The organism is Escherichia sp. WS3063 (genome assembly GCF_046486595.1).
Taxonomy (GTDB): Bacteria; Pseudomonadota; Gammaproteobacteria; order Enterobacterales; family Enterobacteriaceae; genus Escherichia; species Escherichia coli.
This window is the reverse complement of the sequence record NZ_JBJQKY010000005.1, coordinates 180,708-203,824: the sequence shown is the minus strand read 5'-3', so window position 1 is coordinate 203,824 and position 23,117 is coordinate 180,708. Positions and strand designations below refer to the sequence as shown.

22 protein-coding genes are annotated in these 23,117 nt (G+C 50.1%); 15 read left to right on the top strand and 7 right to left on the bottom strand.

Annotation, left to right across the window (positions count from 1 at the left end):
- Window positions 1-3: 3 nt before the first annotated feature.
- From ssuB to ssuE, 5 genes are read right to left on the bottom strand one after another with little or no spacing between them, the layout of a single operon-like run.
- Window positions 4-771 (bottom strand): aliphatic sulfonates ABC transporter ATP-binding protein, encoded by a 768-nt coding sequence (gene ssuB / locus ACJHYW_RS07225; protein WP_001090490.1) that lies wholly within the window; start codon window positions 769-771, stop codon window positions 4-6.
- Window positions 768-1,559, bottom strand: a complete 792-nt coding sequence (gene ssuC / locus ACJHYW_RS07220; RefSeq protein ID WP_061092640.1) for an aliphatic sulfonate ABC transporter permease SsuC — start codon at window positions 1,557-1,559, stop codon at window positions 768-770. The genes ssuB and ssuC overlap by 4 nt, the downstream gene beginning before the upstream one ends.
- A gap of 11 nt (window positions 1,560-1,570) precedes the next feature.
- On the bottom strand, window positions 1,571-2,716 hold the full coding sequence (ssuD, locus tag ACJHYW_RS07215) for an FMNH2-dependent alkanesulfonate monooxygenase (RefSeq protein ID WP_000055984.1): 1,146 nt from the start codon (window positions 2,714-2,716) through the stop codon (window positions 1,571-1,573).
- Complete coding sequence (gene ssuA, locus ACJHYW_RS07210; RefSeq protein WP_001228572.1) at window positions 2,713-3,672, bottom strand: aliphatic sulfonate ABC transporter substrate-binding protein SsuA; 960 nt, start codon at window positions 3,670-3,672, stop codon at window positions 2,713-2,715. The genes ssuD and ssuA overlap by 4 nt, the downstream gene beginning before the upstream one ends.
- Window positions 3,665-4,240, bottom strand: a complete 576-nt coding sequence (gene ssuE / locus ACJHYW_RS07205) for an NADPH-dependent FMN reductase (RefSeq protein WP_001263917.1) — start codon at window positions 4,238-4,240, stop codon at window positions 3,665-3,667. Before ssuE ends, ssuA begins: the two co-directional genes overlap by 8 nt.
- Before the next feature lie 354 nt (window positions 4,241-4,594).
- Between ssuE and ACJHYW_RS07200 the strand changes: the two genes are divergently transcribed.
- From ACJHYW_RS07200 to zapC, 9 genes are all read left to right on the top strand, one after another.
- Window positions 4,595-5,134 carry a fimbrial protein gene (locus tag ACJHYW_RS07200; RefSeq protein ID WP_000742542.1) on the top strand — a complete coding sequence of 180 codons (540 nt, stop codon included), beginning with the start codon at window positions 4,595-4,597 and terminating at the stop codon, window positions 5,132-5,134.
- Between the two features lie 80 nt (window positions 5,135-5,214).
- Entirely contained in the window at window positions 5,215-5,916 is a 702-nt protein-coding gene (locus ACJHYW_RS07195; protein WP_001330060.1) for a molecular chaperone, read from the top strand.
- 24 nt (window positions 5,917-5,940) lie between these two features.
- Window positions 5,941-8,541, top strand: coding sequence for a fimbrial biogenesis usher protein (locus ACJHYW_RS07190; protein ID WP_001361416.1), 2,601 nt, complete (start codon window positions 5,941-5,943; stop codon window positions 8,539-8,541).
- Window positions 8,532-9,602 carry a fimbrial protein gene (locus tag ACJHYW_RS07185; RefSeq protein WP_061092641.1) on the top strand — a complete coding sequence of 357 codons (1,071 nt, stop codon included), beginning with the start codon at window positions 8,532-8,534 and terminating at the stop codon, window positions 9,600-9,602. The genes ACJHYW_RS07190 and ACJHYW_RS07185 overlap by 10 nt, the downstream gene beginning before the upstream one ends.
- 11 nt (window positions 9,603-9,613) lie before the next feature.
- Window positions 9,614-10,156: a fimbrial protein gene (locus tag ACJHYW_RS07180; protein WP_001330057.1), complete on the top strand. Its 543-nt coding sequence runs from the start codon at window positions 9,614-9,616 to the stop codon at window positions 10,154-10,156.
- Between the two features lie 7 nt (window positions 10,157-10,163).
- Window positions 10,164-10,679, top strand: coding sequence for a fimbrial protein (locus ACJHYW_RS07175; protein ID WP_000917661.1), 516 nt, complete (start codon window positions 10,164-10,166; stop codon window positions 10,677-10,679).
- The gene (locus ACJHYW_RS07170) at window positions 10,645-11,382 is read left to right on the top strand and encodes a fimbrial chaperone (protein WP_001111479.1); all 738 of its coding nucleotides are present in this window, start codon (window positions 10,645-10,647) and stop codon (window positions 11,380-11,382) included. Before ACJHYW_RS07175 ends, ACJHYW_RS07170 begins: the two co-directional genes overlap by 35 nt.
- A 110-nt stretch (window positions 11,383-11,492) precedes the next feature.
- Entirely contained in the window at window positions 11,493-12,503 is a 1,011-nt protein-coding gene (gene pyrD / locus ACJHYW_RS07165; protein WP_001305914.1) for a quinone-dependent dihydroorotate dehydrogenase, read from the top strand.
- Between the two features lie 173 nt (window positions 12,504-12,676).
- Window positions 12,677-13,219, top strand: coding sequence for a cell division protein ZapC (gene zapC, locus ACJHYW_RS07160; protein ID WP_001295353.1), 543 nt, complete (start codon window positions 12,677-12,679; stop codon window positions 13,217-13,219).
- On the opposite strand, the gene ycbX is transcribed toward zapC, so the two are convergent.
- Window positions 13,216-14,325: a 6-N-hydroxylaminopurine resistance protein YcbX gene (gene ycbX, locus ACJHYW_RS07155; protein WP_000224297.1), complete on the bottom strand. Its 1,110-nt coding sequence runs from the start codon at window positions 14,323-14,325 to the stop codon at window positions 13,216-13,218. The genes zapC and ycbX overlap by 4 nt on opposite strands.
- Before the next feature lie 97 nt (window positions 14,326-14,422).
- Here ycbX and rlmKL point away from each other — a divergent pair, with 97 nt between their 5' ends.
- From rlmKL to rmf, 6 genes are all read left to right on the top strand, one after another.
- Window positions 14,423-16,531 carry a bifunctional 23S rRNA (guanine(2069)-N(7))-methyltransferase RlmK/23S rRNA (guanine(2445)-N(2))-methyltransferase RlmL gene (gene rlmKL, locus ACJHYW_RS07150; RefSeq protein WP_001086508.1) on the top strand — a complete coding sequence of 703 codons (2,109 nt, stop codon included), beginning with the start codon at window positions 14,423-14,425 and terminating at the stop codon, window positions 16,529-16,531.
- 11 nt (window positions 16,532-16,542) lie between these two features.
- A complete protein-coding gene (locus tag ACJHYW_RS07145) occupies window positions 16,543-18,450 on the top strand; it encodes an ABC transporter ATP-binding protein (protein WP_000053102.1) in 1,908 nt (635 codons plus the stop codon).
- 129 nt (window positions 18,451-18,579) lie between these two features.
- Window positions 18,580-19,833 (top strand): membrane integrity-associated transporter subunit PqiA, encoded by a 1,254-nt coding sequence (gene pqiA / locus ACJHYW_RS07140; RefSeq protein ID WP_000333170.1) that lies wholly within the window; start codon window positions 18,580-18,582, stop codon window positions 19,831-19,833.
- A gap of 4 nt (window positions 19,834-19,837) precedes the next feature.
- Window positions 19,838-21,478, top strand: a complete 1,641-nt coding sequence (pqiB, locus tag ACJHYW_RS07135; protein ID WP_000445541.1) for an intermembrane transport protein PqiB — start codon at window positions 19,838-19,840, stop codon at window positions 21,476-21,478.
- A complete protein-coding gene (pqiC, locus tag ACJHYW_RS07130; protein WP_000759123.1) occupies window positions 21,475-22,038 on the top strand; it encodes a membrane integrity-associated transporter subunit PqiC in 564 nt (187 codons plus the stop codon). The genes pqiB and pqiC overlap by 4 nt, the downstream gene beginning before the upstream one ends.
- Before the next feature lie 255 nt (window positions 22,039-22,293).
- A complete protein-coding gene (gene rmf / locus ACJHYW_RS07125; protein WP_000828648.1) occupies window positions 22,294-22,461 on the top strand; it encodes a ribosome modulation factor in 168 nt (55 codons plus the stop codon).
- A gap of 69 nt (window positions 22,462-22,530) precedes the next feature.
- On the opposite strand, the gene fabA is transcribed toward rmf, so the two are convergent.
- Entirely contained in the window at window positions 22,531-23,049 is a 519-nt protein-coding gene (gene fabA, locus ACJHYW_RS07120) for a bifunctional 3-hydroxydecanoyl-ACP dehydratase/trans-2-decenoyl-ACP isomerase (RefSeq protein ID WP_000227927.1), read from the bottom strand.
- Window positions 23,050-23,117: the final 68 nt, after the last annotated feature.

Below are 23,117 nucleotides of genomic sequence, written 5' to 3'. Positions count from 1 at the left end.
AATTTACCCCTGTTTTCTCAGGCGAGTTTCAGATTCACCACGCTTCATCACCCGCTGCAATACTTCCGCTTCCAGCTCTGCTAATCGTACCGACCCTAACCGACGCGGACGGGGGATATCCACTGTTAAATCCAGACCAATTTTTCCCTCTTCAATTAACAACACCCGGTCAGCCATTGCTACCGCTTCGCTCACATCATGCGTCACCAGCAAAACGGTAAAACCGTGCTTCTGCCAAAGCGACACAATCAAATCCTGCATCTCGAGTCGCGTTAAAGCGTCCAGCGCACCGAGTGGTTCATCAAGTAACAATAAACCCGGTCGATGAATCAGCGCCCTTGCCAGCGCCACACGTTGTTTCTGCCCGCCAGAAAGTGCGGCAGGCCATTCCCCCGCGCGATTCTCCAGTCCTACCGCAGCCAGAGCCTGACGCGCCGCATCGCGCCACTGGCCTTTAAGGCCTAACCCAACGTTATCAATCACCGATTTCCACGGCAGCAGACGCGCGTCCTGAAACATCATTCGCGTATCATCCTGAATCTCAGCCAGCGGTGTGGTGCCCGCTAACACATCGCCAGCGGTTGGCGTTTCCAGACCTGCCAGCAGGCGCAGCAGGGTACTTTTGCCACCACCGCTGCGGCCCACCACCGCCACAAACTGACCAGCCGGAATATGTAAATCCAGTTGGTTCAGGACGATATTTTCCGCGTAATGTTTGCTTACTGCATTGAGCAACAATGGTGTGCCCTGGTTCAGACGAGCAGTATTCATACCGTGGCCTCCTTCAAATGATAAGCCGGGTTCCAGCGCAACCAGAGACGCTCTAACAGCTGCGCGCTGACGTCAGCCAGTTTGCCGAGCAGGGCGTAAAGAATAATGGCGACAACCACCACGTCCGTTTGCAAAAACTCCCGCGCATTCATCGCCAGATAACCAATGCCGGAATTGGCAGAAATAGTTTCGGCAACGATCAGCGTCAGCCACATCAGGCCCAAAGCAAAACGCACACCGACCATAATTGAGGGCAGGGCACCAGGCAGGATCACATGGATAAACAGCGGTATGCCGGATAATCCATAGCTACGTGCCATCTCCACCAGCCCACGGTCGATATTACGGATGCCATGCCAGGTGTTGATATAAATGGGGAATAGCGTACCGAGCGCCACCAGAAAGATTTTTGCGGATTCATCAATGCCAAACCACAAAATCACCAGCGGGATCAGCGCCAGATGCGGCACGTTGCGCAACATCTGAATGGAGGTATCCAGCAGCCGTTCTCCCCAGTGCGACAGCCCGCTAATCAGTCCCAGAATCAAGCCCAGCGATCCGCCAATTGAAAAGCCAATCAACGCCCGCCTGGAGCTGATCGCCAGATGCTGCCACAATTCGCCGCTGGCAGAGAGCGTCCAGAACGCCATCACCACTCCTTCCGGCGAGGGCAAAATACGCGTCGATAGCCAGCCAACCGAGGAGGCCAGTTGCCACACCGCCACGATGCCCACCGGTAAAAACCAGGGGGCAACGCGCAATAACCACTTCTTCACTGGCGTTGCCATCATCGTGTTCCTTAGCTTTGCGCGACGTTACGGGGGATAAAATCATTCGCCACCGCTTCGCCTTGCGGATTCAGCGGTTGTGGCTGGGGAATTTCCGGGATGGCGACATCCAGATGTGGGAACAGTAACTCGCCGACCCGATACGCTTCTTCCAGATGCGGGTAGCCCGAAAGCACAAAACTGTCGATGCCAAGTGCAGCGTATTCGTTGATTCGCGCGGCGACCGTAGGACCATCGCCCACCAGCGCCGTCCCGGCACCGCCGCGCACTAAGCCAACACCCGCCCATAAATTGGGGCTAATCTCCAGATTGTCGCGCTTGCCGTTATGTAGCGCCGCCATTCGCTGTTGTCCTACGGAATCCGTTCGGGCGAATGCGGCCTGTGCTTTGGCGATAGTTTCATCATCAAGATGCGAGATTAACCGCTCGGCGGCCTGCCACGCTTCGCCGTTGGTTTCACGAACAATCACATGCAGACGAATACCGAAACGAATTTTGCGTCCATGCGCGGCAGCTTTCGCCCGCACTTGTTCGATTTTCTCTTTTACCAGTTCCGGTGGTTCGCCCCAGGTGAGGTAGAGATCAACTTGTTCTGCCGCCAGCTCCTGGGCGACATCTGACGATCCGCCAAAGTAAAGCGGAGGATACGGCTGTTGAATCGGCGGGAAGAGCAGTTTGGCTCCGCGTACATGAATATGTTTGCCGTTGAAATCCACTGTCTCGCCAAGCAACAACCGCCGCCAGACTTGGGTAAATTCTGCCGAGGCTTCGTAACGCTCGCTATGATCAAGGAACACGCCGTCGCCTGCCAGTTCTTGGGGATCGCTGCCTGTGACCAGGTTAAACAACGCACGTCCGTTAGAGAGACGGTCAAGCGTGGCGGCCTGGCGGGCGGCAACGGTAGGCGATGTCACACTGGGGCGCAGGGCGACAAGAAACTTCAGCCGTTGTGTCACCGGGATCATCGACGCCGCCACCAGCCACGCATCTTCACACGATCGCCCCGTCGGGATCAGCACACCGGTATAGCCCAGACGATCCGCCGCTTGCGCAATTTGTTGCAGATAACCGTGATCAACCGGACGTGAACCTTCTTCCGTTCCCAGATAATGCCCGTCACCGTGGGTCGGTAAAAACCAGAACATATTCAGACTCATAATTGTTTTCCTTCCAGTTGAGTGGGTTGCCAGATGCGCTGGCGAATATCGACTTTTTTCGGCACCAGACGGTTTTCATAAAACAGATCTGCCGTTTGCTGCTGTAAGGCGGCAACTTCAGCGCTCAACGGTTTGATGGTGGTGGGAGGACGATGATCCAGATACGAGGCAATAACCGGTGCCGGTAAGCCCATCGTTTTTGCCAGTAAAGCGATGCTTTGTTCGCGCTGGCTGCGGGTTAACGCATCGGCCTCACTAAAGGTTGCCAGTACGCCCTGAATAAAAGCGCCGTTTTTTTCTGCATACGGACGGGCTGCCAGATAAAACGATCCGGTTTGATTGAGATCGGTGCCGTCTTTCAACACCCGCACGCCGCCCTGTAATAATGCAGCGGAGTAGTAGGGATCCCAGATAGCCCAGGCGTCAACGTTACCTTGCTGGAACGCGGCGCGGGCATCGGCAGGCGTCAGGTAAGTGGGCTGGATATCCGTGAATTTAAGCCCGGCCTGGCGTAGTGCGCGTAGTAAAAGATTGTGCGAGCTGGAACCTTTCTGAAAGGCAACTTTATGACCTTTAAGATCGGCTACGGTTTTGATTGGGCTGTTATCTGCCACCAGAATCACTTCGGCTTTGGGCTTCGGCGGCTCGACGCCCACGTACACCAAATCAGCCCCGGCAGCCTGGGCAAAGATTGGCGGAATATCCCCGGTACTGCCGAGATCAATACTGCCAACGTTTAACGCCTCCAGCATCTGTGGGCCAGCCGGGAACTCCACCCAGGAGATTTTTGTTTGCGGATAGCGTTTTTCCAGTAATTGGTGGCTTTTTGCCAGCACCATACCAATACTGCCTTTCTGATAGCCAATTCGTAACGCCTCTGGCGAAGACTCCGCGGCAACAGCAAGTGTAGAGACGCTAAGTAAACCCGCCAGCACCAGTTTAATGAGCTTACGCATGGGCATTACCTCGCAGAGACAGTAGGTCAGGAACCTGAACATCGCGGCGGTGCAACGCCTGACAGAAAGTTTCTAGCGCGGTATCAAGACGGGTTTGCAGATTTGGCGTGAATAGCGGCTTGTGCTGGTAATCAATCACCTGCGAGTCATCGGCAAACACGCCGTGCAGGATCTCCTGGGCTTTCAACGCACTTAAAACTGGATTTAGGGCATAATCGACCGCCAGTAGATGAGCCACGGTGCCGCCCGTCGCCAGCGGCAACACGACTTTGCCTTGCAGCGCGCGTTCTGGCAGCAGGTCGAGGAGCGTTTTCAGTGCACCGGAATAGGCTGCTTTATACACAGGCGTGGCGACAATCAGCCCATCAGCCTGTTGCAGCTGTTCGGTGAAGGTCTTGAGTGCCGGACTATCGAAACGGGCATAAAGCAGATCTTCCGGGGCGAAGTTTTGCAGATTCCAGTGATAAATCTCTACATCCAGGCCATTTAGTTTTTCCCGCGCATATTCCAGCAAGGAGCTGGAGCGAGAAGGAAAGCGAGGACTTCCTGCCAGGGTGATGACACGCATACTCTCTCCTTATAACCAATTGTTCTTGTTTTGTTAACATTGATAACAATTCGGTCAGTCTGTCGGAGAGACAAGAGAATGCCAAATATAAATTTTGTGTATCTTTTTCTGAAAATGAACTAAGGATTGAGGGATATATATCACGTGTATTTATTTATTGGATATTCAATAGATGTTGAATCAATGAATTACTCGTTCAGGTAATAAAGAAAGATTCATGGAATCTATAAATAAAAGATTTGTCACGTATTGAGTAAACACTACTGGTTTAAATGGCGGTCATTTGTTGTTATTATTAAGTCCAATGTCATTTGCAGGCATTATCATATTTACGAAAAAATCAGGATGATAACGATGAAAAAAAATGTATTGGCGGCGTTTATAACTGTGATATGTACAACTTCAAGTGTTATGGCGGCTGATGATAATGCCATCACGGATGGCTCGGTTACGTTTAATGGTAAAGTCATTGCTCCTGCCTGTACGCTGGTTGCTGCGACGAAAGATTCCGTGGTGACTTTACCAGATGTTAGTGCAACGAAGTTGCAAAGTAATGGTCAGGTTTCTGGGGTGCAAACTGATGTGCCAATTGCATTAGAAGATTGTGATATTACCGTAACAAAAAATGCAACGTTCACTTTTAATGGCACAGCGGATACTACGCAGATTACAGCGTTTGCTAACCAGGCCTCATCTGAGGCTGCTACAAACGTGGCCCTGCAAATGTATATGAATGATGGTACAACGGTCATTACGCCAGACACAGAAACCGGGAATATTTTGTTGCAGAGTGGAAATCAAACGCTAACTTTTAAAGTAGATTATATCGCTACGGGTAAAGCGACGTCAGGTAATGTCAATGCGGTAACAAATTTCCATATTAATTATTATTAATATCAGCCATTAATTTTTAATTAATTAATACCCTTCCAGTGTCCTGGAGGGGATATTCATTTTTTTAAGAGTGACTATTTATGAAAACTTGCATAACAAAGGGAATTGTGACCGTAAGTTTAACGGCAATATTACTCAGCTGTTCGTTCACATGGGCGGCAGGTAAAGGTGGGGTCGGACTTGCAGCAACACGTCTTGTTTATTCGGAAGGTGAAGAGCAAATTTCACTGGGTGTACGTAACACCAGTCCGGATGTTCCTTATCTGATTCAGTCATGGGTGATGACACCAGATAATAAAAAGTCAGCGGACTTTATTATTACACCACCGCTATTTGTGCTGAATCCGGCAAACGAGAACCTGCTACGCATTATGTACATTGGCGCGCCGTTGGCGAAAGACAGAGAAACTCTTTTCTTCACCAGCGTACGGGCAGTCCCTTCAACAACGAAGCGGGAAGAAGGCAATACCCTGAAGATTGCCACACAAAGCGTCATCAAACTTTTCTGGCGACCAAAAGGTTTAGCGTATCCCTTAGCCGAGGCTCCGGCGAAACTACGTTGCACTTCGTCAGCTGACATGGTTACGGTCAGTAACCCAACACCTTATTTCATTACCCTGACAGACCTGAAAATAGGTGGAAAAGTAGTTAAAAATCAAATGATTTCCCCCTTTGATAAATACCAATTCTCTCTGCCAATGGGTGCCAAAAACAGCAGCGTAACGTACCGAACTATCAATGACTACGGGGCGGAAACGCCGCAACTCAACTGTAAATCGTAATTCGTCTTCATTTAAGAGAGCGAGATGTATAGAACTCAACGACAACACAGCCTGTTAAGCTCTGGTGGAGTGCCATCGTTTATTGGTGGGCTGGTGGTGTTTGTGTCGGCAGCGTTCAATGCACAAGCTGAAACCTGGTTCGATCCAGCCTTTTTCAAAGATGATCCCTCAATGGTGGCTGATTTGTCTCGTTTCGAAAAAGGGCAAAAAATAACGCCAGGGGTTTATCGAGTCGATATTGTTCTGAATCAGACAATTGTAGATACGCGCAACGTCAATTTTGTTGAGATAACGCCAGAGAAGGGGATTGCCGCCTGTTTGACGACTGAAAGCCTGGATGCAATGGGCGTGAATACTGATGCGTTTCCGGCTTTTAAACAACTGGATAAACAAGCGTGTGCGCCATTGGCGGAAATTATTCCGGATGCCAGCGTAACTTTTAATGTGAATAAACTCCGTCTGGAAATTTCAGTACCGCAAATCGCCATCAAAAGTAACGCTCGTGGTTATGTCCCCCCTGAACGTTGGGATGAAGGGATCAACGCGCTATTACTGGGATATTCATTTAGCGGGGCTAACAGTATTCATAGCAGCGCAGGTAGTGATTCTGGCGACAGCTATTTTCTGAATTTAAACAGTGGCGTTAATTTAGGCCCATGGAGATTGCGCAACAATTCAACATGGAGTCGCAGTAGTGGCCAAACCGCAGAATGGAAGAATCTCAGCAGCTATTTGCAGCGGGCGGTGATTCCATTAAAAGGCGAACTGACCGTCGGTGATGATTATACGGCAGGCGATTTTTTTGATAGCGTCAGCTTTCGTGGCGTGCAGCTGGCGTCAGATGACAACATGCTGCCAGACAGCTTGAAAGGGTTTGCGCCAGTGGTGCGTGGTATCGCCAAAAGCAATGCACAGGTAACGATTAAGCAAAATGGTTACACCATCTATCAAACTTATGTTTCGCCTGGCGCTTTTGAGATTAGTGATCTCTACTCTACGTCGTCGAGTGGTGATTTGTTGGTTGAAATCAAAGAAGCTGACGGTAGTGTCAATAGTTACAGTGTGCCCTTTTCCAGCGTGCCATTACTCCAGCGTCAGGGACGCATCAAATATGCGGTGACGCTGGCGAAATACAGAACCAATAGTAATGACCAGCAAGAAAGTAAATTTGCTCAGGCCACGCTGCAATGGGGGGGGCCGTGGGGAACGACCTGGTATGGCGGAGGGCAATATGCTGAATATTACCGTGCCGCTATGTTTGGTCTGGGTTTTAACCTCGGCGATTTCGGAGCAATTTCGTTCGACGCGACCCAGGCTAAAAGTACGCTGGCAGACCAAAGTGAACATAAAGGGCAGTCATATCGTTTTCTGTATGCCAAAACGCTCAACCAATTGGGCACCAACTTTCAATTGATGGGCTACCGCTATTCGACGTCGGGTTTCTACACCCTTTCCGACACTATGTATAAACACATGGATGGCTACGAATTTAATGACGGTGATGATGAAGATACGCCAATGTGGTCGCGTTATTACAATTTGTTTTACACCAAACGTGGCAAACTGCAGGTCAACATCTCCCAGCAATTAGGCGAGTACGGTTCGTTTTATTTAAGCGGTAGCCAGCAAACTTACTGGCATACCGATCAACAGGATCGGCTATTACAGTTTGGCTATAACACGCAAATTAAAGATCTCTCGCTGGGGGTTTCCTGGAACTACAGTAAGTCCCGTGGTCAACCTGACGCTGACCAGGTGTTTGCACTTAATTTTTCCCTGCCGCTCAATCTGTTGCTCCCCAAAAGTAATGATAGCTATACCAGGAAAAAAAATTACGCCTGGATGACCTCTAATACCAGTATCGATAACGAAGGGCACACTACACAAAACCTGGGTTTAACGGAGACACTACTCGATGACGGTAATCTGAGCTACAGCGTGCAACAGGGATATAACAGCGAGGGGAAAACGGCTAATGGTAGCACCAGCATGGACTACAAAGGGGCGTTTGCAGATGCTCGAGTGGGCTACAACTACAGCGATAACGGCAGTCAACAACAACTGAACTACGCTCTTTCAGGCAGTTTAGTTGCCCATTCGCAGGGTATTACGTTGGGTCAATCATTGGGTGAAACTAATGTCCTGATTGCCGCGCCAGGCGCCGAAAATACTCGTGTGGCGAACAGCACCGGGCTGAAAACTGACTGGCGTGGATATACCGTTGTGCCTTATGCCACTTCTTATCGGGAAAATCGAATTGCACTTGATGCGGCGTCGTTAAAACGTAACGTGGATCTTGAAAATGCCGTAGTAAACGTGGTTCCCACCAAAGGGGCATTGGTTCTGGCGGAGTTCAATGCCCATGCGGGGGCCAGGGTATTAATGAAAACATCAAAGCAGGGTATGCCGCTGAGATTTGGTGCAATGGCAACACTGGATGGCGCACAAACAATTAGCGGTATCATTGATGATGATGGTTCGCTCTATATGTCTGGTTTGCCGGCGAAGGGAACGATAACTGTACGCTGGGGCGACGCTCCCGATCAAATTTGTCATATCAGTTACGAGCTTACCGAACAACAAATTAACGCTGCGATTACGCGGATGGATTCAGTATGCGAATAATTTCAGGGGATAGTAGTGTGTTAAGACTCCGGCTTCTTTTGACTGCTGTTTTAATGCTGTGGGGATTTCATGCCGCCGCTTATACCGGGCAGTGTCATGCCACTCAGGGGAATCCGTATATTGGCGTCAATTTTGGCGTTAAAACCCTGGAGGAGGAAGAGAATACGGCTGGAAAAGTCAAAGATGAATTTTATCAGTGGAGTGAATCGAATGATTATTATGTTTCCTGCGATTGCGATAAAGACAATGTCAGAAGTGGTCTATGGGCATTCGCTGCGGATTCTCCGTTAGTTTATTTGGGCGACAACTGGTACAAAATTAACGATTATCTTGCCGCAAAGGTGCTATTAGGAGTGAAAGGTAACACACCTTCGGCCGTACCTTTTGAAAATCTCGGTACAGGAAGTGATACCCGATGGCATATTTGCGATCCCGGTGGTCAACGTTTGGGCGGCAAGGGGGCAAGCGGCAATAGCGGAAGTTTTTCACTGAAAATATTGCAGCCGTTTGTCGGTTCGGTCGTCATTCCTCCTATGGCGCTGGCGCGACTATATGAGTGTTACAACATACCCGCAAGTGATTCCTGCACGACTACAGGTACACCGGTTTTAGTGTATTACCTGTCAGGAACTATCAATTCCCTGGGCTCATGTTCTGTCAATTCTGGAGAGACAATAGAGGTTGATTTGGGGGATGTATTTGCTGCCAATTTCCGTGTTGTAGGGCATAAACCGCTTGGATCCAGAACGGCTGAACTCTCAATTCCAGTCAGGTGTAATACCGGAAATGCAGAGCTGGTTAATGTTAATTTGAGTCTGACGGCAACCAGTGATCCCGATTATCCTCAGGCAATCAAGACATCACGACCAGGTGTCGGTGTTGTGGTCACCGACAGCCAAAACAACATTATTTCGCCTGCCGGTGGCACACTGCCGCTATCCATCCCTGACGACGCGGACAGCTTCGCTCGAATGAATGTTTATCCGGTCAGCACGACAGGTGTACCACCGGAAACCGGGAACTTTGAAGCCACAGCAACGGTGAGAATAAACTTTGACTGATATGTGAACGTATGAAAAAGAACACAATATTTCAAGTCGTTATCTTATCATTCACTTTGCTTTATATGCATGTCGGGATAGCTGGACCTGAACAAGTCAGTATGCATATTTATGGTAATGTGGTCGATCAGGGCTGTGATGTTGCCACCAAAAGTGCATTACAAAATATTCATATTGGTGATTTTAATATCAGTGATTTTCAGACCGCGAATACCGTAAGCACTGCTGCTGATTTGAATATCGATATCACCGGTTGTGCCGCTGGTATTACTGGCGCGGACGTCCTTTTTAGCGGCGAGGCTGACACCCTTGTGCCGACACTGCTCAAATTAACTGACACAGGCGGAAGCGGTGGTATGGCAACGGGGATTGCTGTGCAAATTCTTGATGCGCAAAGTCAGCAAGAAATCCCGCTCAATCAGGTCCTACCTCTTACGCCCTTAAAAGCCGGGGATAACACACTCAAATATCAACTTCGTTATAAGTCCACAAAGGCGGGAGCAACGGGCGGTAATGCGACGGCGGTTCTCTATTTTGATCTGGTTTACCAGTGAAGGAGTGATGTTGAAACAGATAATCTGGATTCTGTTCTTACTGGGATTAACGGGGGGCTGTGAGCTATTTGCCCATGATGGCACGGTCAACATTAGCGGATCGTTTCGCCGTAATACATGCGTGCTGGCACAGGATAGCAAGCAAATCAATGTGCAGTTAGGCGACGTCTCGCTGACACGTTTTTCTCATGGGAATTATGGCCCGGAGAAATCGTTCATCATTAATTTGCAGGATTGTGGAACAGATGTCAGCACGGTTGACGTCACCTTTTCAGGAACCCCCGACGGAGTGCAGAGCGAAATGCTGTCCATTGAAAGTGGTACGGATGCAGCCAGCGGGCTGGCAATTGCGATTCTGGATGATGCGAAAATATTGATTCCGCTTAACCAGGCGAGTAAAGACTACAGCCTACATAGCGGTAAGGTGCCATTAACTTTTTACGCGCAATTGCGACCTGTCAATAGCGATGTGCAGTCGGGTAAAGTGAATGCCAGCGCGACATTTGTACTTCATTATGACTAATACGTGGAACAGATTGGCGCTCTTGATTTTCGCCGTTTTATCGCTGCTGGTGGCGAGTGAATTGCAGGCAGGAGTGGTGGTCGGCGGAACGCGATTTATCTTTCCGGCAGACAGAGATTCGATATCTATTTCACTGACTAATACCAGTCAGGAATCCTGGCTTATTAACAGTAAAATCAATCGCCCAACGCGTTGGGCTGGGGGTGAAGCGTCGACAGTACCAGCACCATTACTGCCCGCTCCGCCACTTATTCTCCTGAAGCCCGGTACTACAGGCACATTGCGCTTGCTGAGAACGGAAAGCGACATCTTGCCCGTGGATCGCGAAACGCTATTTGAGTTAAGCATTGCCAGCGTGCCATCCGGCAAAGTTGAAAATCAGAGCGTAAAAGTGGCGATGCGCTCGGTATTTAAACTGTTCTGGCGACCCGAAGGTTTGCCGGGCGACCCGCTGGAAGCTTATCAACAATTACGCTGGACACGGAATTCGCAGGGTGTACAACTCACTAACCCAACGCCTTACTACATTAACCTGATTCAAGTGAGCGTAAATGGTAAAGCGTTAAGTAATGCGGGAGTTGTGCCACCTAAAAGCCAGCGTCAGACAAGCTGGTGTCAGGCTATAACACCGTGTCATGTCTCCTGGCGGACGATAAATGATTACGGCGGGTTGAGTGCAAAGAAGGAGCAAAATCTGCCCTGAAACAGGCTCGGAAAACGTTTGCGCTTTTTTTGCCACAGGTCAATTCCCTTTTGGTCCGAACTCGCACATAATACGCCCCCGGTTTGCACACCGGGAATCCAGGAGAGTTCATGTACTACCCCTTCGTTCGTAAAGCCCTTTTCCAGCTCGATCCAGAGCGCGCTCATGAGTTTACTTTTCAGCAATTACGCCGTATTACCGGAACGCCGTTTGAAGCACTGGTGCGGCAGAAAGTGCCTGCGAAACCTGTTAACTGCATGGGCCTGACGTTTAAAAATCCGCTTGGTCTGGCAGCCGGTCTTGATAAAGACGGGGAGTGCATTGACGCGTTAGGCGCGATGGGTTTTGGATCGATCGAGATCGGTACCGTCACGCCACGTCCACAGCCAGGTAATGACAAGCCGCGTCTCTTTCGTCTGGTAGATGCCGAAGGTTTGATCAACCGTATGGGCTTTAATAATCTTGGCGTTGATAACCTCGTAGAGAACGTAAAAAAAGCCCATTATGATGGCGTCCTGGGTATTAACATCGGCAAAAATAAAGATACGCCGGTGGAGCAGGGTAAAGATGACTATCTGATTTGTATGGAAAAAATCTATGCTTATGCGGGATATATCGCCATCAATATTTCATCGCCGAATACCCCAGGACTACGCACACTGCAATATGGCGAAGCGCTGGATGATCTCTTAACCGCGATTAAAAATAAGCAAAATGATTTGCAAGCGATGCACCATAAATATGTGCCGATCGCAGTGAAGATCGCGCCGGATCTTTCTGAAGAAGAATTGATCCAGGTTGCCGATAGTTTAGTTCGCCATAATATTGATGGCGTTATTGCAACCAATACCACGCTCGATCGTTCTCTGGTTCAGGGAATGAAAAATTGTGATCAAACCGGTGGCTTAAGTGGTCGTCCGCTTCAGTTAAAAAGCACAGAAATTATTCGCCGCTTGTCACAGGAATTAAACGGTCGCTTACCGATCATCGGTGTTGGCGGCATTGACTCGGTTATCGCTGCGCGTGAAAAGATTGCTGCGGGGGCCTCACTGGTGCAAATTTATTCTGGTTTTATTTTTAAAGGTCCGCCGCTGATTAAAGAAATCGTTACCCATATCTAATTATTTCTTCGAATTCCTCTTTATAAGATAATCAGGGCTTTATTTTAAGCCCTGGTTGTTTTATATTCATCACTGTTGCTTATTTAGACATTTTGTACTTTTATTGTTGAGGTTATTAAGCGAAGCGACAATGGATTGTGTTGCTGCGGTTTTATAGGGTAGGGGAGAGGCAAATGCGAATTAAACCAGACGATAACTGGCGTTGGTATTACGATGAAGAGCACGATCGAATGATGCTCGATTTAGCCAATGGTATGCTATTTCGCTCACGTTTTGCGCGCAAAATGTTGACTCCAGATGCCTTTTCTCCCGCAGGCTTTTGCGTTGACGACGCCGCGCTCTATTTCTCATTTGAAGAAAAATGCCGCGATTTTAATTTATCTAAAGAACAAAAAGCCGAACTGGTGCTTAATGCGCTGGTAGCAATTCGTTATCTCAAACCGCAAATGCCGAAAAGCTGGCATTTTGTTTCCCATGGTGAAATGTGGGTGCCCATGCCGGGCGATGCGGCCTGCGTTTGGTTGAGCGACACTCACGAGCAAGTCAATTTGCTGGTCGTTGAATCTGGCGAAAATGCCGCACTATGCCTGCTGGCACAACCCTGCGTTGTTATTGCGGGTCGCGCGATGCAGCTGGGCGACGCCATCAAAATCATGAACGACAGGCTGAAACCGCAGGTTAATGTTGACAGCTTCAGCCTCGAACAGGCAGTTTAACGCGTCAGCTTAAGTGCAGTCTTCGGTACACAACTACAGCAAAGAATAGTGCCATCATCACCCATTGCTGATTTTTTCAGCGGCGTGACTTCGCCTTCTAAAAGCTGAACACGGCAACTTCCACAAATGCCCGCGCGGCAAGAATAAGGGATACGAATTCCCTGATTTTCTAATTGCTCCAGCAGCACCTGTTGGTTATTTCCACGAAATGCCTGTCCCTGCCAGTCAATATCTACGTTTGCGTCCGGTTGTTGCGTGATGTTGGCAGTATCATCAGCGGCACCTGCGCCGTAAATTTTAGCTGGAGCCGTTGCCAGAATTTCCACCTCATCGCCAACGCGAATCACGCCGCTATTACGGGCAATTAAATTCTGACCAAAATCGACATCGCCGTTATCCTGGGCAGTACGGAAAGATTGCAGCGTTTTTAATGGTTCGCCTGCCGGATGTTTTTGCCCTTTTTCTGGGCTGACGGTGGTGAAAATACAGCGGCTACAAGGCTTAACCACATCAAACACGACATCACCAATGCGAATCACTTTCCAGCTATCTTCTTCCCAGGCCGATGCACCGGAAACCACCAGATTGGGGCGGAATTGCTCCATTTTTACACTGGCCGGACAACGTTGTTGGAGATCACGTAACGAGGCCTCGTTAGCAAGAAGGTAAGGATAACCATCAGCAAATGACAGGGGTACAGTGTTGTGGCGTTTCACGCGCCGGGTCATTTGTGGCCCCACCCAGCGTAATTGCACTTCGCGGGAGAAAAATCCACTTAGCCATTTGTTGATCGCGTCTGGCGCAATTCGCGCGGTAAAATGTGTGCCCCAAACTTCGGTTGGTGCGTCTTGTGTGGCGAAATCAGCAAAACGAACATATGCACTACTGCCATCTGGTGCGGTGAGATGCAAGCCATCATGCACGGGTGAAGGAGTAAACCGTACCATTAGCGGAAACTGGCGAGCGGTAATAAACGTACCGTCAGGTTCCGTGATCATAAAGATGCGATCGAAGGCCAGACCACTGACATTTGCCAGAGCATGTGTAAGACCAATGCCGCGCATCGATTTAACAGGATGAATAAAAAGCCGGGTTAATGTCGCCACGGTGCGGTCCTCAAATGAAAATAAGCCCTCAACTTTATGACATGACGCGCTTATTAGCTATAATGCGCAACAATTTTCTTAGAGTAAAAGTGACGATATGAATTCTCTGTTTGCCAGTACGGCCCGTGGGCTGGAAGAGCTGTTAAAAACTGAACTGGAAAACCTGGGGGCCGTTGAATGCCAGGTGGTTCAGGGTGGGGTCCATTTCAAGGGCGACACACGGCTTGTTTACCAGAGCCTGATGTGGAGCCGCCTGGCCTCGCGTATTATGTTGCCGCTGGGCGAGTGTAAGGTTTACAGCGATTTAGACCTCTATCTCGGTGTTCAGGCGATCAACTGGACAGAGATGTTTAATCCTGGCGCGACCTTCGCTGTCCACTTCAGTGGTTTGAATGACACCATACGCAACAGTCAGTACGGTGCGATGAAAGTGAAAGACGCGATCGTCGATGCTTTCACGCGGAAAAATCTGCCGCGTCCAAATGTTGATCGCGATGCGCCGGATATCCGCGTTAACGTCTGGCTGCATAAAGAAACTGCCAGTATCGCCCTTGATCTCAGTGGTGATGGTTTACATCTGCGTGGCTATCGCGATCGTGCTGGTATTGCGCCGATCAAAGAAACCCTGGCAGCCGCGATTGTTATGCGATCCGGCTGGCAGCCAGGAACACCGCTGCTCGATCCGATGTGTGGTTCCGGTACGTTGCTGATTGAAGCGGCGATGCTGGCGACCGATCGCGCACCAGGCTTGCACCGTGGACGTTGGGGCTTTAGCGGCTGGGCACAGCATGATGAAGCCATCTGGCAGGAAGTGAAAGCAGAAGCGCAAACTCGCGCCCGTAAAGGCCTGGCGGAGTACAGCTCCCATTTCTACGGTTCGGACAGCGACGCACGGGTGATTCAACGTGCGCGCACTAACGCCCGTCTTGCGGGGATTGGTGAACTGATCACCTTTGAGGTGAAAGATGTCGCGCAACTGGCCAATCCGCTGCCGAAAGGGCCGTACGGTACAGTGTTGAGCAACCCGCCATACGGTGAACGTCTGGACAGCGAACCGGCGCTGATTGCGCTGCATAGTCTGCTGGGCCGAATCATGAAAAACCAGTTCGGTGGCTGGAATCTCTCTTTGTTTAGTGCCTCGCCGGATCTGCTCAGCTGCCTGCAGCTGCGTGCAGACAAACAGTACAAGGCGAAAAACGGCCCGCTGGACTGCGTACAGAAAAACTACCATGTTGCCGAAAGCACACCAGACAGCAAACCGGCGATGGCAGCGGAGGACTACGCCAACCGTCTGCGTAAGAACCTCAAAAAATTCGAGAAGTGGGCTCGTCAGGAAGGAATTGAATGTTACCGCCTGTATGACGCCGATCTGCCGGAATATAACGTTGCCGTTGACCGTTATGCCGACTGGGTGGTGGTGCAGGAGTATGCGCCGCCAAAAACTATTGATGCGCACAAAGCGCGTCAGCGTCTGTTCGATATTATCGCTGCAACCATTTCGGTACTGGGGATTGCGCCAAACAAACTGGTACTGAAAACCCGTGAACGCCAGAAGGGCAAAAATCAGTACCAGAAACTGGGCGAGAAGGGCGAGTTTCTCGAAGTCACCGAATATAACGCTCACTTGTGGGTGAACCTGACGGATTACCTCGATACCGGTCTGTTCCTCGATCACCGTATCGCCCGTCGTATGCTCGGTCAGATGAGCAAAGGCAAAGATTTCCTCAACCTGTTCTCTTATACCGGCAGCGCCACCGTGCACGCGGGATTAGGCGGTGCACGCAGCACCACCACCGTGGATATGTCGCGTACTTATCTGGAGTGGGCAGAACGCAACCTGCGTCTGAATGGCCTAACCGGGCGTGCGCATCGCCTGATTCAGGCCGATTGCCTGGCGTGGCTGCGCGAGGCAAATGAACAGTTCGATCTGATCTTTATCGATCCGCCAACCTTCTCTAACTCAAAACGAATGGAAGATGCGTTTGATGTTCAGCGCGATCATCTGGCGCTGATGAAAGATTTGAAACGTCTGCTGCGTGCAGGTGGGACGATCATGTTCTCGAACAACAAACGCGGCTTCCGTATGGATCTCGACGGCCTGGCGAAACTGGGACTGAAAGCACAAGAAATTACGCAAAAAACGCTCTCCCAGGATTTCGCCCGTAACCGCCAGATTCACAACTGCTGGCTGATTACCGCAGCCTGAAAGGAATAGTAATGTCATTAATCAGTATGCATGGCGCATGGCTGTCGTTCAGCGACGCGCCGCTTCTCGATAACGCAGAACTGCATATCGAAGATAACGAACGTGTTTGTCTGGTAGGTCGTAACGGCGCAGGCAAATCGACGTTAATGAAGATCCTCAACCGTGAACAGGGGCTGGATGACGGTCGCATTATTTACGAGCAAGATTTGATTGTAGCTCGTCTGCAACAGGATCCGCCGCGTAACGTTGAGGGTAGCGTTTATGATTTCGTTGCCGAAGGCATTGAAGAACAAGCGGAATACCTGAAACGCTATCACGATATTTCGCGCCTGGTGATGAACGACCCGAGCGAGAAAAATCTCAACGAACTGGCGAAGGTTCAGGAACAGCTGGATCACCACAACCTGTGGCAGCTGGAAAACCGCATCAACGAAGTGCTGGCGCAGCTGGGATTAGATCCTAATGTTGCGCTGTCGTCGCTTTCCGGCGGCTGGTTGCGTAAAGCGGCATTAGGACGCGCGCTGGTGAGTAATCCGCGCGTATTGCTGCTCGACGAACCGACTAACCACCTGGATATCGAAACCATCGACTGGCTGGAAGGGTTTCTCAAAACCTTCAATGGGACAATTATTTTCATTTCCCACGACCGTTCGTTTATCCGCAATATGGCGACGCGCATTGTTGATCTCGATCGCGGCAAGCTAGTGACCTATCCAGGGAATTACGACCAGTATCTGCTTGAAAAGGAAGAAGCCCTGCGTGTGGAAGAACTACAAAATGCCGAGTTCGATCGCAAACTGGCGCAGGAAGAGGTGTGGATCCGCCAGGGGATCAAAGCGCGCCGTACCCGTAATGAAGGCCGCGTACGCGCCCTGAAAGCAATGCGCCGTGAACGTAGCCAGCGCCGTGAGGTCATGGGGACGGCAAAGATGCAGGTGGAAGAAGCCAGCCGCTCCGGAAAGATCGTTTTCGAAATGGAAGACGTTTGCTACCAGGTTGACGGTAAGCAACTGGTGAAAGATTTTTCTGCCCAGGTTCTACGTGGCGACAAAATTGCCCTGATTGGCCCGAATGGGTGCGGCAAAACCACGCTGCTGAAACTGATGCTCGGTCAGCTTCAGGCGGACAGCGGGCGTATTCACGTTGGCACCAAACTGGAAGTGGCTTATTTCGATCAGCACCGTGCGGAACTGGATCCCGATAAAACGGTGATGGATAACCTTGCCGAAGGTAAGCAAGAGGTGATGGTTAACGGCAAGCCACGCCACGTATTGGGCTATTTGCAGGACTTCCTGTTCCATCCGAAACGGGCGATGACGCCGGTACGTGCGCTTTCTGGCGGTGAGCGGAACCGCTTGCTGCTGGCGCGTTTGTTCCTCAAACCAAGCAACTTATTGATTCTTGACGAACCGACCAACGATCTTGATGTCGAAACGCTGGAACTGCTGGAAGAACTGATCGACAGCTACCAGGGCACGGTATTGCTGGTAAGCCACGATCGTCAGTTTGTCGATAACACCGTTACAGAATGCTGGATCTTCGAAGGCGGCGGTAAAATTGGTCGTTATGTCGGCGGTTATCATGATGCCCGTGGTCAGCAAGAGCAGTATGTGGCGCTCAAACAGCCTGCGGTGAAAAAAACCGAAGAAGCCGCCGCGGCAAAAGCAGAAACTGTAAAACGCAGCAGTAGCAAACTAAGCTATAAATTGCAGCGCGAACTGGAGCAGCTACCGCAATTGCTTGAAGATCTGGAGGCGAAGCTGGAAGCCCTACAGACGCAGGTGGCGGATGCTTCCTTCTTCAGTCAGCCGCATGAGCAGACACAAAAAGTGCTCGCTGATATGGCTGCTGCAGAGCAGGAGCTGGAGCAAGCCTTTGAACGCTGGGAGTATCTTGAAGCGTTAAAAAATGGTGGCTGATCGCAAAATAGTCGATTTAAACAGAGACAGCTGACAACGGTAAAATTGCCTGATGCACTGGGTTTATCAGGCATGAAAACCAACACTTTGTTAGTCATCTGTAAAATAGCGCATCATTAAGGAGTACCAATGTGCGAACATCATCATGCCGCGAAGCACATCCTGTGCTCGCAGTGTGACATGCTGGTGGCGTTACCGCGCCTTGAGCATGGTCAGAAAGCGGCATGTCCCCGGTGTGGCACAACGTTAACCGTGGCGTGGGATGCCCCTCGGCAGCGTCCCACCGCCTATGCGTTGGCTGCACTGTTCATGCTGTTGCTGTCCAACTTGTTTCCTTTTGTGAATATGAACGTTGCGGGAGTCACCAGTGAAATTACATTACTGGAAATTCCCGGCGTGCTTTTTTCTGAGGACTACGCCAGCCTCGGCACCTTTTTCCTGTTGTTTGTGCAACTGGTTCCCGCGTTTTGTCTGATAACCATTCTGTTACTGGTGAATCGCGCGGAATTACCGGTCCGTTTAAAAGAGCAACTGGCACGGGTGCTTTTTCAACTCAAAACCTGGGGAATGGCGGAGATTTTCCTCGCGGGAGTGCTGGTCAGTTTCGTTAAACTGATGGCCTACGGCAGCATTGGTGTCGGCAGTAGCTTTCTCCCCTGGTGTTTATTTTGTGTCCTGCAACTGCGCGCCTTTCAGTGCGTTGATCGTCGCTGGTTATGGGACGACATCGCCCCGATGCCAGAACTGCGCCAGCCGCTAAAACCTGGCGTCACGGGGATACGTCAGGGGCTGCGTTCTTGCTCCTGTTGTACGGCAATCCTTCCTGCTGATGAACCCGTATGCCCGCGCTGTGGTACTAAAGGGTACGTTCGGCGTAGAAACAGCCTGCAATGGACACTCGCGCTGCTTGTAACGTCCATCATGCTGTACCTTCCGGCTAATATTTTGCCCATCATGGTGACGGATTTATTAGGCTCGAAGATGCCATCGACGATTCTCGCTGGGGTCATCCTGTTATGGAGCGAAGGATCTTATCCCGTCGCTGCGGTTATCTTTCTGGCCAGTATTATGGTGCCAACGTTAAAGATGATCGCCATAGCGTGGTTGTGTTGGGATGCCAAAGGGCATGGCAAGCGCGACAGTGAAAGAATGCATTTGATTTATGAAGTTGTTGAGTTTGTAGGCCGCTGGTCGATGATTGACGTTTTCGTTATCGCGGTGCTCTCGGCGCTGGTGCGTATGGGAGGTTTAATGAGTATTTATCCGGCAATGGGTGCATTAATGTTTGCTTTAGTCGTCATAATGACAATGTTTTCTGCTATGACGTTTGACCCGCGTTTGTCGTGGGATCGTCAACCTGAATCAGAGCATGAGGAGTCCTGACAGTATGGAATCTAATAATGGGGAAGCCAAAATCCAGAAAGTGAAGAACTGGTCTCCCGTGTGGATATTTCCTATCGTCACGGCGCTCATTGGGGCCTGGGTTCTTTTTTATCATTACAGCCATCAGGGGCCGGAAGTGACTCTGATCACCGCGAATGCGGAAGGAATAGAAGGTGGTAAAACCACCATTAAAAGCCGTAGCGTTGACGTCGGCGTGGTTGAAAGCGCCACACTGGCTGATGATTTGACGCACGTTGAAATCAAAGCGCGGCTGAATTCCGGTATGGAAAAATTGCTGCATAAAGATACCGTCTTTTGGGTGGTGAAACCGCAGATTGGTCGAGAAGGGATTAGCGGCCTGGGAACGCTGCTGTCTGGGGTTTATATCGAACTGCAGCCAGGCGCAAAAGGCAGCAAAATGGATAAATACGATTTGCTGGACTCGCCACCGTTGGCCCCGCCTGATGCGAAAGGTATCCGTGTGATTCTCGATAGCAAAAAAGCCGGGCAGCTCTCGCCAGGAGATCCCGTGCTGTTCCGTGGCTATCGGGTAGGTTCGGTTGAAACCAGCACCTTCGATACGCAAAAACGCAATATCAGCTATCAACTGTTCATCAATGCACCTTATGACCGACTGGTGACCAGCAATGTTCGCTTCTGGAAAGATAGTGGCATTGCGGTTGATTTGACGTCAGCGGGAATGCGTGTGGAGATGGGCTCATTGACAACGCTGCTTAGTGGCGGTGTCAGCTTTGATGTGCCGGAAGGTCTGGATTTAGGGCAGCCAGTGGCACCGAAAACAGCTTTCGTTTTGTATGATGATCAGAAGAGCATTCAGGATTCGTTGTACACCGATCACATTGATTATCTGATGTTCTTTAAAGATTCGGTACGCGGTCTGCAACCGGGAGCTCCGGTAGAATTCCGGGGTATTCGCCTGGGTACCGTAAGCAAAGTGCCATTCTTTGCGCCGAATATGCGTCAGACATTTAACGATGATTACCGTATTCCGGTACTGATTCGTATCGAGCCAGAGCGGCTGAAAATGCAGCTTGGAGAAAATGCGGATGTTGTTGAGCACCTTGGCGAATTGTTGAAACGTGGTTTACGCGGATCGCTGAAAACCGGAAACCTGGTCACTGGCGCACTGTATGTTGATCTCGATTTCTATCCAAATACGCCTGCAATAACCGGTATTCGTGAATTTAATGGTTATCAGATTATCCCGACCGTTAGCGGCGGTCTGGCGCAAATCCAGCAACGACTGATGGAAGCGTTGGATAAGATCAACAAACTGCCATTGAATCCGATGATTGAACAGGCAACCAGTACGCTTTCTGAAAGTCAGCGCACAATGAAAAACCTGCAAACGACGCTGGATAGCATGAACAAGATCCTCGCCAGCCAGTCGATGCAGCAGTTACCGACGGATATGCAGTCAACGTTGCGTGAATTGAATCGCAGTATGCAGGGCTTCCAGCCTGGCTCCGCAGCCTACAACAAGATGGTGGCGGATATGCAGCGACTTGATCAGGTGTTGCGAGAACTGCAACCGGTGCTGAAAACGCTCAACGAGAAGAGTAACGCGCTGGTATTTGAAGCGAAGGACAAAAAAGATCCAGAGCCGAAGAGGGCGAAACAATGAAAAAGTGGCTAGTGACGATTGCAGCACTGTGGCTGGCCGGATGCAGCTCCGGCGAAATTAATAAAAACTATTACCAGTTACCTGTGGTGCAGAGCGGTACACAAAGTACCGCCAGCCAGGGTAATCGCCTGTTATGGGTAGAGCAGGTCACTGTTCCTGACTATCTGGCGGGAAATGGTGTGGTTTATCAAACCAGTGATGTGAAGTATGTGATTGCCAACAACAACTTGTGGGCCAGTCCATTGGATCAACAGTTGCGCAACACCCTGGTTGCCAACCTGAGCACGCAACTGCCCGGCTGGGTGGTTGCCTCCCAGCCTCTGGGAAGCGCCCAGGACACGCTCAATGTTACCGTAACGGAGTTTAACGGTCGCTATGATGGCAAGGTCATTGTCAGTGGTGAATGGCTGTTGAACCACCAGGGACAACTGATCAAACGTCCGTTCCGTCTGGAAGGGGTGCAAACTCAGGATGGTTACGATGAGATGGTTAAAGTACTGGCCAGTGTCTGGAGTCAGGAAGCCGCTTCTATTGCGCAAGAGATAAAGCGTCTACCTTAATTATAAAGATTTGTAAATATAACCGCCTCCGGTATGTTGCCTGAGGCGGTTTTTTTGTCTCTAACGTGCGGAAAAAGTTGTTCCTCTTCACATTTTTTGTACAACTGACATGCCCGTGTAGCTCACAAATATGACAGTGGCGTGAATTTTGCGCATTGACGGCAGTTATGATTCGCGGTATTGCTTAACTGTGATTGCACATTTAGTAATCACTGTTTTCTTTTCCACCAGAAACCAGTATGAGGGAAACGAGGCATGAAGAGACAAAAACGAGATCGCCTGGAACGGGCACATCAACGTGGTTATCAGGCCGGCATAGCCGGACGCTCAAAAGAAATGTGTCCCTATCAGACGCTGAATCAAAGGTCACAATGGCTGGGAGGCTGGCGAGAAGCCATGGCGGACAGGGTAGTAATGGCCTGATTCTGTCTCTTTAAAAAGAAACCTCCGCATTGCGGAGGTTTCGCCTTTTTATACTCTGTCTGATTATTATCAGAAGGCAGACGTATCCTGGAACAGACCGACTTTCAGGTCGCTGGCGGTATAGATCAGACGACCATCAACCAGCACTTCGCCATCTGCCAGACCCATAATCAGACGACGATTAACAATGCGTTTAAAGTGAATACGGTAGGTCACTTTTTTCGCTGTCGGCAGTACCTGACCAGTGAATTTCACTTCGCCAACGCCCAGCGCGCGGCCTTTACCTTCGCCGCCCAGCCAGCCGAGGTAGAACCCTACCAGCTGCCACATTGCGTCCAGGCCCAGGCATCCCGGCATAACCGGATCGCCGATAAAGTGGCATCCGAAGAACCACAGATCCGGATTGATATCCAGCTCTGCTTCAACATACCCTTTGTCGAAGTTACCACCCGTTTCGGTCATTTTGACCACACGGTCCATCATCAGCATGTTCGGTGCTGGCAATTGCGGGCCTTTAGCGCCAAACAGTTCACCGCGACCAGAGGCAAGAAGGTCTTCTTTTGTATAGGATTCGCGTTTATCTACCATGTTCTCTGTAAGCCTTATTTTATTGAAGCACGCAGGATAGCTAACACGTGTACGCTGAACAAGTCCGA